This is a genomic window from Rhodococcus sp. 05-2255-3B1, from assembly GCF_002258545.1.
Taxonomy (GTDB): domain Bacteria; phylum Actinomycetota; class Actinomycetes; order Mycobacteriales; family Mycobacteriaceae; genus Rhodococcoides.
Genome location: NZ_NOZC01000041.1, coordinates 1 through 12,236, shown reverse-complemented (window position 1 = coordinate 12,236; position 12,236 = coordinate 1). Strand labels below are relative to the sequence as shown.

The window sequence follows — 12,236 nt, the reverse complement described above, 5'->3', positions numbered from 1 at the left end:
GTTTCTCTATGGATCGGTGTAGGTCAAGCAGTGGTGCGCGAGGTGGTGCGCAGTCGCGCAGCGAGGGGGTAGATCATGCAGCCGAGGCATACCGCGAATGCGGCGTTGAGGAAGGCCGCGAACAACGCGAAGCCCGTGGCCACGGTGCCGACGACGGGAGCGCCGAGCGCGAAGCCGAGAACTCCGACGGCGGCGAACACGAAGCCCACCAGTTGAGCGAACTTCAACGGTGCCACCGGCTCGCGTTCGCTGGTGGGGGACAGCCTCGGTGCGACGAATGTCGCGTAGATCGTGCCGTACGGACTGTGTTTGGGTCCGCGGACGGCTCCGATTCCGAACACGATCGCCTGTAACCCGAGCAGGATCGCCGCCGCGGGGACCGAGAACGTGGTGAGGACGAGAACGAGGACCAGGACGGCGGTGGTGATCCATGCGGCGAAGCGCGGTCCGCGAACATCGACCTGGTCGACGGTGGTGTCGGTGGTGGTTCTGGTGTCGGGTGTCGACATCGAGATGTACTCCTGTGCGAGGCCGGGGCACGCCGCATGGGCAGTGCTCGGACGTGGATTTCGATCATCGGGCCGGACATCACGCATGGGCGTGGCGGCAGAAGGAAATCAGCAGCAGCGACAGCAACAACCGCCCAGTCGGCACAGATCAACTGTGCGTCGACTGGTGAGCATCAGCTCGCGGCGGGAGAACACGAAGAGCATCCTACCCGTTACCAGCGTCGGGTCCTACCGTCGGTCTCGGGAGGGCCGGTCAGAGGTCGTCGAGCGCGGACCGTAGCGCCGCAGCGGACGGCACCCCCGCGATTCTGGAGCGCCGTTGCAATGCGCTGTCGAGGACGAACGTCGTGGGCAGTGACAGCACGCCCAGCTCGCGGGCGAGGATCGGATGGGCGTCGATGTCGAGTTCGAGTTCCCGGGCGTCGTTTCGCCCTTCCAACACCTGCCCGACGACGCGTCGCACAGCTGCGCACGGCCCGCACCAGTCCGCCGAGAAGTGCAGCACCGTCGCGGAGTCGGTCGCGGCACCCGCGTCGAGCAGAAGTGGGTACAGAGCGTCGGTCTCGGATTCGGTGGTACGCACTGCCCGCACTGCACCCGATCGGCTGCGGAGAAACAATCCGGTGGCGACGGCCAGTATCGCCACGACGACCAGAACTGTGATCCCTGTCACGGCTTCTCGATCTCGTTGAGGTCGATGGTCACGTTCTCGCCCGACCCTTCGATGACGATCTGCGAGCCCTCCGCGTAGACGTCGGTCGGGAGGAGCCCGAAGGGCAGGCTCTGACGCTCGATGGTCTTGGTGAACAGTCCCAGCACCGTGGGCTCGGCGAAATCGGGGATCGAGAAATCTGCCTGACCCTCCGGGCCGAAATAGAAGTCCGACGCCACGATGGCGACGCTGTCACCTTCGAGCAACAGATCGGCCTTGACGCTCACCGTCGTCTCGAGGGGGCCGACCGGAACCGTTCCGGTCAGCACGACGCCACCGGTCGTGGTCTTGCCCGACCCACCGGAACCGCCGGTACCGTCCGACTTGTCGGCCGGCGGGGCGGAAACCTGCAGGTCGACGATGCCGAGGAACCGGCCGAGGTCCGTCGCCTCGATACGGACGCGGCCGTCGAGCTCGTCCACCGGGATCGCTCGAACGTTGTTGTCGATCAGGTCGGACAGCGCGATGTGCACGCCGCGGAGATTGGCCTCGATCGTCGTCGAGCCGACGTAGTCGGTCGGCACGTCCTGCGCTCGGATCTCGATGTTCTGATAGCGGCCGTCCGCCGCCTGGGTGAGGAACGGGAATCCGTGCACGATCACCTGAGGGTCCGAGGTGAGCTCACCGCCCGCGCGGATCGCGCGGGAGACCCGGTACTCCGAGTAGGCCGCTGCGCCGAAATCGACCACGAGCGCTAGGGCCAGCAGGCTGGCGAGTCCGATGAGAAGTGTGCGCACGGGTCCATTGTGACCGACGGATCGCGTACTGCCCTCTTCGGCCGGTTGTACGGACAAGCTAGTCTGTGTCCTTGACGATCACTCCAATCCAGCCTGGGCTGGACCGGCCAGCAGTAAGAATGGAGACGCAGTGGAGCTCCTACTACTGACCTCCGATCCCCATCCGGAGGGCGTTCTGCCGTCCCTCGCTCTCCTGGCGCATCACGTACGCCCGGTGCCCACCGAGGTGTCCTCGCTTCTCGAAGCCGGTTCGGCAGATATCGCACTGGTCGACGCGCGCACCGATCTCGCTGCTGCTCGTGGTCTGTGTCGCCTGCTGGGGAGTACCGGATCGGCCATCCCCGTCGTGGCAGTTCTCACCGAGGGCGGACTCGTCGCGGTGAACTCCGACTGGGGCCTCGACGACATCCTGCTCCCCGGCACCGGCCCCGCGGAGCTCGACGCTCGGCTGCGGTTGCTGGTCGGCCGTAGCGGGGGAGTTGCCAGCCCGGAGACCTCGGGCAAGATCACGCTCGGCGAACTGGTCATCGACGAAGGCACGTACACCGCGCGTCTACGAGGCCGTCCGCTCGATCTGACCTACAAGGAATTCGAGCTGCTGAAGTATCTGGCTCAGCATGCGGGTCGGGTCTTCACTCGCGCCCAGCTCCTGCAGGAAGTGTGGGGCTACGACTTCTTCGGTGGTACACGCACCGTCGACGTCCATGTTCGACGCCTCCGCGCCAAGCTCGGTACCGAGTACGAGTCGCTCATCGGAACCGTGCGGAACGTGGGATACAAGGCTGTTCGTCCGTCGCGCAATGCCAAGGGTGGACCAGTGGCATCGGATGCTGCCGGCGGGGATTCCGACGATGCGGATTTCGAGTTCGAGCAAGAGAGTACGCTCTCGTAGATGAGTTCGGATCCTGCCTTCGACGTCCATTCGATCGACGGCGGAGCACCGTCTTCCCGAGTTTCCTACGAGATTCATCGAATCCTTTCGCGCGCAACGGAAGCCGACGGCACTGCGCCGTTGTCGGAGCAGGCTGTGAAGGCCGTCGACGACGGCGACGAGGTCGTTCGGTTCGTCGCGACCGAGGGCGATCGTGTGGTGGGCTACGTCGGAATCGCCGACGGGATGGCCGAGGCCGTCGTCGACCCTTCCTTCCGCGGTCACGGTGTCGGGCGCGAATTGGTTTCTCGCGCACTCGATGTCGGCTCCGATGCCCGTATCTGGGCGCACGGCAATCTGCCCGCCGCACGGTCCGTCGCTGCGGCGCTCGGGCTGCAGGTGGTTCGCGAGTTGCTCCAGATGCGTCGCTCGTCCGGGCATCCTGATCTCCCGGATGTTGTTGTGCCGGAAGGTATTTCACTCCGAACCTACCGGGGGCATCAGGACGACGCCGAGCTGCTGCGCGTGAACAATGCGGCCTTCTCGTGGCATCCCGAACAGGGTGGCTGGACCGATCGTGACATCGACGCACGGCGAGAAGAATCGTGGTTCGATCCGGCGGGCCTGTTCCTGGCGTTCGAGGAGGGCAGTGACCGCCTCCTCGGTTTCCACTGGACGAAGGTCCACCGGGCCGAGGGTGCGGAACCGGCCATCGGCGAGGTGTACGTGGTCGGAATCGACCCGCAGTCGCAGGGTCGTGGTCTGGGGCGGGTGCTGACGCTGGCCGGCCTGCACTATCTACGCAGCAGAGAACTGGGCCAGATCATGCTCTACGTCGAGGCCGACAACACCGCTGCCGTGCACACGTACACCAAGCTGGGCTTCGAGAACTACCACGTGGATGCCGCTTACGCGCGCAGTGCGTGAACGGACACACCGACTGCGGTGTTCATCTCCCGTTCACCTATGCGGGGGTAAACGTCTACCACCTGCCCTTACCTTTCTCGATGGGCGACAACCTACGTCGCCTGGTGCGAGGTTTCTTTCGGAGCCGGCACCCACACAGTCACAGCGCGGCCGCTCAGGTCCGAGCCGTGGACACGGCCTACAGATTCCCCGGAGGAAACAGGTGAACCTCAAGCGCAACGGTGCTCTCATGAGTGCAGTGGCCATCAGTGCCATGTTGCTGACCGCATGCGGTAGCGACGCCAACGTCGCCACCACGGACGGCGCATCCGACTCCTCGGCTACCTGCGAGGGCAAATCCCCGCTGACCGGCGAAGGCTCGTCCGCGCAGCAGAACGCAATGTCCAACTTCACCTCGATCTACTCCGGCGTGTGTGCCGGCAAGGCAGTCGAGTACACCACCAGCGGCTCGGGTAACGGCCGCACGCAGTTCGTCGCCGGACTGGTCGACTTCGCCGGCTCCGACTCCGCGATCAAGGACGAGCAGGCAGTCGAGGCGGCCACCCGCTGCGACAGCAACCCGGCGTGGAACCTTCCGCTGGTCTTCGGACCGGTCGCCGTGGCCTACAACCTCGACGGCGTCGACAACATCGCGCTGAACCCGGACGTCATCGCGCGCATGTTCACCGGCCAGATCACCACCTGGAACGATCCTGCCATCGCCGCACTCAACGAGGGCGTCGACCTGCCGGCCACCGCGGTCACCCCCGTCTACCGCTCCGATTCCTCGGGCACCAGCGACAACTTCCAGCGCTTCCTCGCCGCTTCGGCTCCCGAGGCGTGGACCCTGAACCACAGCTCCGACTGGGCCGGCGGCGTCGGCGAAGGTGCCAACGGATCCTCGGGCGTGGCCCAGGCAGTCGCGGCCACCCCCGGCTCGGTCACCTACGTCGAGAAGGGCTTCGCCGATCAGGAGAGCCTCGGCACGGCTGCTGTCGACTTCGGCAACGGACCGGTCGAGCTCACCACCGAGTCGGCTGCCGCAGCCATCGACGCGGCAACGTTCTCCGGCGAGGGCAACGACCTCGTCATCGACATCGACGCGCTGTACGCCAGCAACGAGGCCGAGACCTACCCGCTGGTTCTCGCAACCTACGAGATCGTCTGCTCGGCGGGCTACGACCCCGAGACCTCGGCAGCAGTCAAGTCGTTCCTGCTCAGCGCAGCCAACGAGGGTCAGCAGGGCCTCGAGGAAGCCGGCTACGTGCCGCTCCCCGAGTCCTTCAAGGAGCGTCTGACCACCGCTATCGAAGCAATCGCCTGATTCAATGAGACGTAACCCTGCTTCGGCTCGTGGCAACGCGAGCCGAAGCAGGACCGTCCTCGACCTCCACACGAGACAGTGAGCGGTATGAGCGACACCCACTCGATGACCGGCGTCCCCTCTGCGGCTACCGTGCCCACCGCGGGTGCCGCGCACAAACCGGAAGAACCACAATTGTCAGACAAGAACAAGACGGGGACCGTCACACGTCCCGGTGACAGGATCTTCTCCGGCCTCGCCACGGGCTCGGGCATCTTCATCATCGCCCTGATCGCCGCCGTGGGCATCTTCTTGCTCTGGCGTGCCATCCCTTCACTGTCGAACAACACGGTCAACTTCCTGACCTACAACGGCGCGTGGGACACCTCCAACACCTCGGCCATGGTGTTCGGCGTTCTCGATCTCTTCCTGGTCACCGTCACGGTGTCTCTCTTCGCCCTGATCCTCGCGATGCCTGTCGCACTCGGCATCGCCATCTACCTGACGAACTACGCACCCAAGCGAGTCGCGGGACCGCTCGGTTACGTCATCGATCTCCTGGCCGCAGTTCCGTCGATCGTCTTCGGCCTCTGGGGCCTGTACGTCCTCGCGCCCGCCATCAGCCCGTTCGCAGAGTGGCTGAACGCCAACCTGGGTTGGTTCCCGCTCTTCGGCACCGGCTCGGTGTCCATCGCAGGCGGTGGCACCATCTTCACCGGTGGCATCGTGCTCGCGGTCATGATCCTGCCGATCATCGCAGCCGTGACCCGCGAGGTCTTCATGCAGACGCCGAAGGGGCAGATCGAAGCAGCTCTCGCCCTCGGAGCCACCCGCTGGGAGGTCGTGCGCACCACGGTCATTCCGTTCGGAAAGTCCGGCTACGTCAGCGGCTCCATGCTCGGTCTCGGTCGTGCACTCGGTGAGACCATCGCGCTCTACATCATCATCCGCAGCACTCAGGCAACCTTCGGCGGAACATTGTTCGACGGCGGTTCCACGTTTGCCACGAAGATCGCGCTGGCCGCGGGCGAGTTCAACAACCCGCTCCAAGCCGGTGCCTACATCGCCGCGGGTCTGGTGCTCTTCATCCTCACCTTCGTCGTCAACGCCGGTGCCCGCGCCGCCATCGCCGGAAAGAAGGACTGACCCGTGACCGCAACCATGGACAAGCCCGTCAAGGAACCGACGTTCCAGGGCGTCAGCGCTCGGCGTAAAGCGTCCAACCTCACGGCGACGATCCTCGTCAGCCTCTCGGTTCTCGTCGCACTCGTACCGCTCATCTGGGTGCTCTACACGGTGATCTCGCGCGGACTGTCCGCCGTGGTCTCGCCCACCTGGTGGCAGAACTCGCAGGCCGGCGTCACCCAGTTCATCGCAGGCGGCGGCGCTTACCACGCCATCGTCGGAACCCTTCTGCAAGGACTGTTCTGCGCCATCATCTCCATCCCGATCGGCATCTTCGTCGCCATCTACCTCGTCGAGTACGGGGCCGGTACACGACTGGCTCGAGTGACGACCTTCATGGTCGACATTCTGACCGGTGTTCCGTCGATCGTCGCGGCCCTGTTCATCTACGCACTGTGGATCGCCACCTTCGGATTCCAGCGCTCCGGTGTCGCCGTCGCATTCGCCCTTGTGCTCCTGATGATCCCCGTGATCGTGCGCTCGGCCGAGGAAATGCTGCGCATCGTCCCGCAGGACCTGCGCGAGGCGTCCTACGCCCTTGGCGTCCCGAAGTGGAAGACCATCGCCAAGATCGTCATTCCCACGGCCCTGTCCGGCATCGTCACCGGCATCATGCTCGCCCTGGCCCGAGTCATGGGCGAGACGGCACCGGTGCTGATCCTGGTGGGATCGGCCACCGCCATCAACTTCAACATCTTCTCCGGGCCGCAGACGTCTCTGCCGCTCATGATGGTCGACCTGCAGAAAGCAGGAACCGGCGTGCTCACCGCTGAGCGCATGTGGGGAGCAGCCCTGACGCTGATCCTGATCGTCGCAATACTCAACATCGGCGCGAAGTTGGTCTCGAAGTTCTTCTCGCCCAAGAACTTCTGACCCACCCGACTCCAGCGAATTCTAAGGAACGAAGAACATGGCAAAGCGTCTCGATCTCAAGGACGTCAACATCTACTACGGCAAGTTTCACGCCGTCTCCGACGTCACTCTGGCCGTACCGCCGCGCAGCGTCACCGCGTTCATCGGGCCGTCCGGCTGCGGTAAGTCGACCGTCCTGCGTTCGCTGAACCGTATGCACGAAGTCACCCCGGGTGCGCGCGTCGAGGGTTCGGTGCTGCTCGACGGCGAGGACATCTACGGCAGCGGCGTCGACCCCGTGGGTGTGCGTCGCACCATCGGCATGGTCTTCCAGCGCCCCAACCCGTTCCCGACGATGTCGATCCGGGACAACGTCGTTGCGGGCCTGAAGTTGCAGGGCGGCCGCGGCAAGAAGGAACTCGACGAGATCGCCGAGCGCTCGCTCAAGGGGGCGAACCTCTGGAACGAGGTCAAGGATCGCCTCGACAAGCCCGGTGGTGGCCTCTCCGGCGGTCAGCAGCAGCGTCTGTGCATCGCTCGCGCGATCGCCGTCTCTCCCGACGTCCTGCTGATGGACGAGCCGTGCTCGGCTCTTGACCCCATCTCCACCCTCGCCATCGAGGACCTGATCCAGGAACTCAAGCAGGACTTCACGATCGTGATCGTCACGCACAACATGCAGCAGGCCGCCCGTGTGAGCGACCAGACCGGCTTCTTCAACCTCGAGGCGACCGGCAAGCCCGGCAAGCTCATCGAGATCGACGACACCGAGAAGATCTTCTCCAACCCGACGCAGAAGGCCACCGAGGACTACATCTCCGGCCGCTTCGGATAACCACACACGAACGAAGAAGCCCCCGCTGAGCACAGGCTCGGCGGGGGCTTCTTCGACATCTGCGCTCGTTGTCCCGATGCGAGAGCCGAGTAGCGTTGCAGCGCAGCACTACTCGGTTCTCGACGAGGGCAGGCCTACGAGGTGGGGATGTTGTTGTGGCTCAGGTCGATGGGCAGCTCACCCGTCACCAGGAAGATCACTCGACGGCCGACCTCGACGGCGTGGTCGGCGAACCGCTCGTAGAAGCGGCCGAGCAGGGTCACGTCCACCGCAGCAGCGACCCCGTGGCTCCACTCGCGGTCCATCAACACCGTGAAGAGGTGACGGTGCAGATCGTCCATCGCCTCGTCCTCCTCCTGCAGCTTGGCAGCGCGCTCGGGATCGCGGGTCTCGAGGACCTCACGAGCCGACGCGCCGATCTGGACGGCGAGGCGACCCATCTCGGCGAAGTACCCGTTGACGACCTCGGGGAGGGCGTGGTTCGGGTGCCTGCGGCGGGTGATCTTGGCAACGTGCAGTGCGAGCGCGCCCATACGGTCGATGTCGGCAACGATCTGAATGCCGGCCACCACCGAACGGAGATCGCCTGCGACTGGAGCCTGCAGGGCGAGAAGGGTAAAGGCCTTCTCCTCGCACACCGCGCTGAGTTCGGTGATCCTGTCGTGTTCGGAAATGACCTGCTCGGCGAGCACCAGGTCTGCTTGAAGGAGGGACTGAGTGGCCTTTTCCATGGCCGCACCAGCCAGGCTCGCCATCTCTCCGAGGAGATCGGCAAGCTCGTTCATCTGTTCGTTGTAGGCGACGCGCATGAGCGAAGTTTAGTAGCTCACACCGACCAGTTCCCTGTCCCGAGGGTTAACGGAGCATGAATGAAGTCAGGCGCACGTGTCGTCGGCCGCGTTGGTGTACGAGAGATCCTCCGGAAGGGGCGCACTCTGGGTGGTTCCTTCCACCTGAGTGGGATCGATTTCGGTACCGAACGCCGTCGGGTACTGGGTGTATCCGGGATAGTTCGAGCCGAGCACGACCTCGACGACATTGTTCAGGCTCGGTGCCAACTCGATGGCAGCGCCGGGAATCGCCGACGCGACCGTCGCAGCGGCAGCTTCCTGATCCTGGGAGTAGCGCACCACGGTCTGCGCTGCGGTGCCCGAGAAGTTGCCGACCGTCAGGATCTGGAATCCGTAGACCGCGAGTTCGTCGGACGCCGTCTGAGCCATCCCGGCGATGTCGGATGCGTTGGACACCTGAATCGACACGGTCGACGGGTCAACGGCCAACAGTGGCGCGTCGGGTACGGCGGCAGGTGCGGGTGATTCGGGTGTCACCGGCTCCGCTCGTTCCTCGCCGGGCAACGGAGCGTCGTCGATGATGGCCTGGAAGATCGCACCGATCGCGTCGTCGTTCGGGATCTCGTTGCCGTAGTCGTTGGTGCCGGTGGTGGGGATGGTCAGGAAGGTGACCGCGCCGGCGTCCACGTTCTGCAGCGAGCGTCCCAGCGTCACCAGGTCCTGCGTCTTGACGTTCTCCACGAACGTGTCCGAGGTGAACGCGTTGACGAACCCGTTGAGCTTGCCGGGATCGAGCAGCACGTTGTTCGAGAGCGCGGACCGCAGCAGCGACGACAGGAAACGCTGCTGTCGCTTGATGCGGCCGTAGTCGCCGTTGCCCTCGGACTCGACGTTGCGGGCCCGAACGTAGTTCAGCGCGGTGCGGCCGTCGATACGTTGTGTTCCGACGTTGGGAAGGACATTTCCGAGTTCGTAGTCGAACAGGGGTTGCGCGGTGCAGACCTCGACGCCGCCGACCTCGTCGACCATGGACTCGAACCCGGCGAAGTCCATCCCGACGAAGTGTCCGATGCGTAGGCCCGAGATCTTCTGGATGGTCTTGACCAGACACTTCGGGCCGCCGAGGGCGTAGGTGGCATTGAGCTTGTCGCCGTAGGCCTCGGGGAACATCTCCCCGGTGTAGGTATTGGTGATGTTGTCGAACTGCTCGCACTCCGGCCGCGTCACGTCGAGGTCGCGGGGGAAGGACACCGCGACGACGCGACTGCGGTCGGCAGGGATGTTGACCAACATGACGGTGTCCGAGCGCGATCCCTCGGCGTCGGCGACGGTTCCGGCTCCCACCTCGCCGCTGGCCCCGGCGCGGGTGTCGGTGCCCACGATCAGGTACGTCTCGTCACCGTACTGGCCTGCGGCGTCGACGACGTCGGTCGAATCGGGATCGAGAGCGGCGACCTGGAGAAATCCTTGATCGGTGTTGCGTAGGTATCCCCACACCACTCCGGTCAAGGCCACCGCCAGGATCGCGACGAGGGAGACCAGGCTTCGGCCGATCATCCGTACCCGACGGCGGCGACGCACCCGACTCATCGCCAACCGCGTCAGAGTCGGTCGATCCGCTGCGGGCGCGCCCACCGGTTCCGGTGCGGCATGCGGCGGCGGAGTCGGCGGGACTGCCCGGGCAGGCGAGGGAGTGGAATCGGTGATGGGGGCGATGACCTCGGTCGGCTCTTCGACTTCGGGACGTTCGTCAGGCACCCGCCGCATCGATCCCGAGCGCGACATCTTGTCCACCAACTCGGCGACCGAGACGGTGTCGGCGTTACGCGGTGATCGTTTGCCGAGCCTGCCGCTGTCTCCGGGCTGCGGTGGTTGCTCTGCAGCCGGTGTTGCAGGACGTTCGGAGCGAGGTGGGCGCTGTCCGGAACGTCCGATTGAAGACAGCGGGCGCTCCCATGGGGCGCGACCCTCGGGCACAGAGCCCGACTCTCGATCGTCTCCCACGAATTCGAACCTGGCCTTCCATCACACGCACGCGCCGTCAACTCGGCAATCCCAGCCATAGTACTGACTCGAGCGGCATGGTCCACTCGTGCGAGGTGGGCTGCTGGTCAGCCGCGAATCAGCCGCCGGAATGCATCAGATCGGCACCGGCAGGAACGCAGACGTCCTCCGGGTCGTCGAGCCAACCGTCGGGCAACGCAACCGCGCCCGGCGAGCCCTGCCGACCACGGGGGCCTTCGGCGTCCTTGGGAAACGGAACGGTCGGATCGAGTTGCGCCAGAAGGTCGTCCAGTTCGCCGAGAGTGGACACCAACGCCATCGAGACCCGAAGATCCGACCCCGCCGGGAACCCGCGGAGATACCAGGACACATGCTTGCGCAGCTCGCGCAGACCCTTGCTCTCACCGTGATGCTGAGCGAGCAGCTCGGCATGCCGGGCGATGATGGTGGCCACCTCGCCGAGGGTCGGTGGAGTGGGTTCGGGCCTGCCGTTCAGGCGGGCGCTGAGTTCTGCGAACAGCCAGGGCCGACCCAGGCAACCACGCCCGACGACGACGCCGTCGCACCCGGTCTCCGCCATCATGCGAACCGCATCGGACGCCGAGAAGATGTCGCCGTTGCCCAGTACCGGGATGCCGGAGACGTGTTCCTTCAGTCGCGCGATCTCGTTCCAGTCGGCAGTGCCGGAGTAACGCTGAGAGGCGGTTCTGGCGTGCAGTGCCACTGCCGCCGCGCCCTCGCCTGCGGCGATTCGACCTGCATCGAGATGAGTGTGGTGGTTCTCGTCGATGCCGACGCGGAACTTGACGGTGACGGGAATGTCGGTGCCCTCGGTCGCCTTGACGGCCGCGGCGACGATACGACCGAACAGGTTCCGCTTGTAGGGCAGCGCAGCACCGCCGCCCTTTCGGGTGACCTTCGGAACCGGGCAGCCGAAGTTCATGTCGATGTGGTCGGCCAGATCGTCGTCGACGATCATCTTCGCCGCGTCGTACGTGGTGTCCGGATCGACGGTGTAGAGCTGCAGCGACCGCGGGGTTTCGGTGGGGCCGAAGGTCGTCATGTGCATCGTCGCCGGCTGGCGTTCGACGAGCGCGCGTGCGGTGACCATCTCGCACACGTACAGACCCGAGGTACTGCCCGCCCGCTGCAACTCCTGCTCCCTGCACAGCGTGCGGAACGCCACATTGGTGACGCCGGCCATCGGTGCGAGGACGACGGGGCTGGCCAACTCCAGCGAGCCGATCTGCAGTGTCATGAGAGAAGCCTTTGGAACGGAGGGAACGTGATCATGGTGACGGCGGTGGGCCGAGAGCGACGGCCCGAAAACAGTGGTGCCCGGCACCGAAGTCGGTACCGGGCACACCAGCCGATCTGAGCTTACGACGCGCGTGCTTCGGCCTTCGCGCGTTCGCGGGCGAGGGAGCGGTCGCGCATCTCCTCGAACTTGGTGGCCTGACGCTCGAGGTCTTCGAGGAACGCGGCGAGTTCCTCGCGCTTGTTCTCGCCGCGGCCGGTGAAGTCGTTGCGC

At 65.2% G+C, this 12,236-nt stretch carries 12 protein-coding genes and 1 pseudogene; 6 read left to right on the top strand and 7 right to left on the bottom strand.

What is annotated here, in order from left to right; all coding sequences use genetic code 11:
• Positions 1-23: 23 nt before the first annotated feature.
• The 3 genes from CH249_RS25490 to CH249_RS25480 all read right to left on the bottom strand — a co-directional run bounded on the left by CH249_RS25490 (position 24) and on the right by CH249_RS25480 (position 1,958).
• On the bottom strand, positions 24-509 hold the full coding sequence (locus tag CH249_RS25490; RefSeq protein WP_032396296.1) for a DUF4395 domain-containing protein: 486 nt from the start codon (positions 507-509) through the stop codon (positions 24-26).
• A 253-nt stretch (positions 510-762) separates the two neighbouring features.
• Entirely contained in the window at positions 763-1,182 is a 420-nt protein-coding gene (locus CH249_RS25485) for a thioredoxin family protein (RefSeq protein WP_094682062.1), read from the bottom strand.
• Positions 1,179-1,958, bottom strand: coding sequence for an LmeA family phospholipid-binding protein (locus CH249_RS25480; RefSeq protein WP_045196641.1), 780 nt, complete (start codon positions 1,956-1,958; stop codon positions 1,179-1,181). Before CH249_RS25480 ends, CH249_RS25485 begins: the two co-directional genes overlap by 4 nt.
• A 130-nt stretch (positions 1,959-2,088) precedes the next feature.
• Here CH249_RS25480 and CH249_RS25475 point away from each other — a divergent pair, with 130 nt between their 5' ends.
• From CH249_RS25475 to pstB, 6 genes are all read left to right on the top strand, one after another.
• Complete coding sequence (locus tag CH249_RS25475; RefSeq protein WP_094682063.1) at positions 2,089-2,850, top strand: response regulator transcription factor; 762 nt, start codon at positions 2,089-2,091, stop codon at positions 2,848-2,850.
• Positions 2,851-3,756, top strand: a complete 906-nt coding sequence (gene mshD, locus CH249_RS25470) for a mycothiol synthase (protein WP_094682064.1) — start codon at positions 2,851-2,853, stop codon at positions 3,754-3,756.
• 202 nt (positions 3,757-3,958) lie between these two features.
• Complete coding sequence (pstS, locus tag CH249_RS25465; protein WP_032395899.1) at positions 3,959-5,059, top strand: phosphate ABC transporter substrate-binding protein PstS; 1,101 nt, start codon at positions 3,959-3,961, stop codon at positions 5,057-5,059.
• A gap of 87 nt (positions 5,060-5,146) precedes the next feature.
• Positions 5,147-6,184: a phosphate ABC transporter permease subunit PstC gene (gene pstC / locus CH249_RS25460; RefSeq protein ID WP_045196637.1), complete on the top strand. Its 1,038-nt coding sequence runs from the start codon at positions 5,147-5,149 to the stop codon at positions 6,182-6,184.
• Between the two features lie 3 nt (positions 6,185-6,187).
• Positions 6,188-7,096 carry a phosphate ABC transporter permease PstA gene (gene pstA / locus CH249_RS25455; protein WP_032395897.1) on the top strand — a complete coding sequence of 303 codons (909 nt, stop codon included), beginning with the start codon at positions 6,188-6,190 and terminating at the stop codon, positions 7,094-7,096.
• 37 nt (positions 7,097-7,133) lie between these two features.
• Positions 7,134-7,910 (top strand): phosphate ABC transporter ATP-binding protein PstB, encoded by a 777-nt coding sequence (gene pstB / locus CH249_RS25450; RefSeq protein WP_032395896.1) that lies wholly within the window; start codon positions 7,134-7,136, stop codon positions 7,908-7,910.
• A gap of 134 nt (positions 7,911-8,044) precedes the next feature.
• Here pstB and phoU read toward each other — a convergent pair whose 3' ends face one another.
• From phoU to CH249_RS28570, 4 genes and pseudogenes are all read right to left on the bottom strand, one after another.
• Positions 8,045-8,719 carry a phosphate signaling complex protein PhoU gene (gene phoU, locus CH249_RS25445; RefSeq protein ID WP_032395895.1) on the bottom strand — a complete coding sequence of 225 codons (675 nt, stop codon included), beginning with the start codon at positions 8,717-8,719 and terminating at the stop codon, positions 8,045-8,047.
• A 66-nt stretch (positions 8,720-8,785) separates the two neighbouring features.
• The gene (locus CH249_RS25440; RefSeq protein WP_094682065.1) at positions 8,786-10,705 is read right to left on the bottom strand and encodes an LCP family protein; all 1,920 of its coding nucleotides are present in this window, start codon (positions 10,703-10,705) and stop codon (positions 8,786-8,788) included.
• Positions 10,706-10,823: 118 nt separating this feature from the next.
• On the bottom strand, positions 10,824-11,963 hold the full coding sequence (gene dusB / locus CH249_RS25435) for a tRNA dihydrouridine synthase DusB (RefSeq protein ID WP_032395893.1): 1,140 nt from the start codon (positions 11,961-11,963) through the stop codon (positions 10,824-10,826).
• Positions 11,964-12,085: 122 nt separating this feature from the next.
• Positions 12,086-12,236, bottom strand: a pseudogene (locus CH249_RS28570) (acyl-ACP desaturase); the annotation flags it as partial.

Bases quoted from the DNA above. Each gene is read 5' to 3' on its own strand.
- CH249_RS25490 (WP_032396296.1), bottom strand. From the start codon at position 509: ATGTCGACACCCGACACCAGAACCACCACCGACACCACCGTCGACCAG.
- mshD (WP_094682064.1), top strand. From the start codon at position 2,851: ATGAGTTCGGATCCTGCCTTCGACGTCCATTCGATCGACGGCGGAGCA.
- pstC (WP_045196637.1), top strand. From the start codon at position 5,147: ATGAGCGACACCCACTCGATGACCGGCGTCCCCTCTGCGGCTACCGTG.
- pstB (WP_032395896.1), top strand. From the start codon at position 7,134: ATGGCAAAGCGTCTCGATCTCAAGGACGTCAACATCTACTACGGCAAG.
- phoU (WP_032395895.1), bottom strand. From the start codon at position 8,719: ATGCGCGTCGCCTACAACGAACAGATGAACGAGCTTGCCGATCTCCTC.
- dusB (WP_032395893.1), bottom strand. From the start codon at position 11,963: ATGACACTGCAGATCGGCTCGCTGGAGTTGGCCAGCCCCGTCGTCCTC.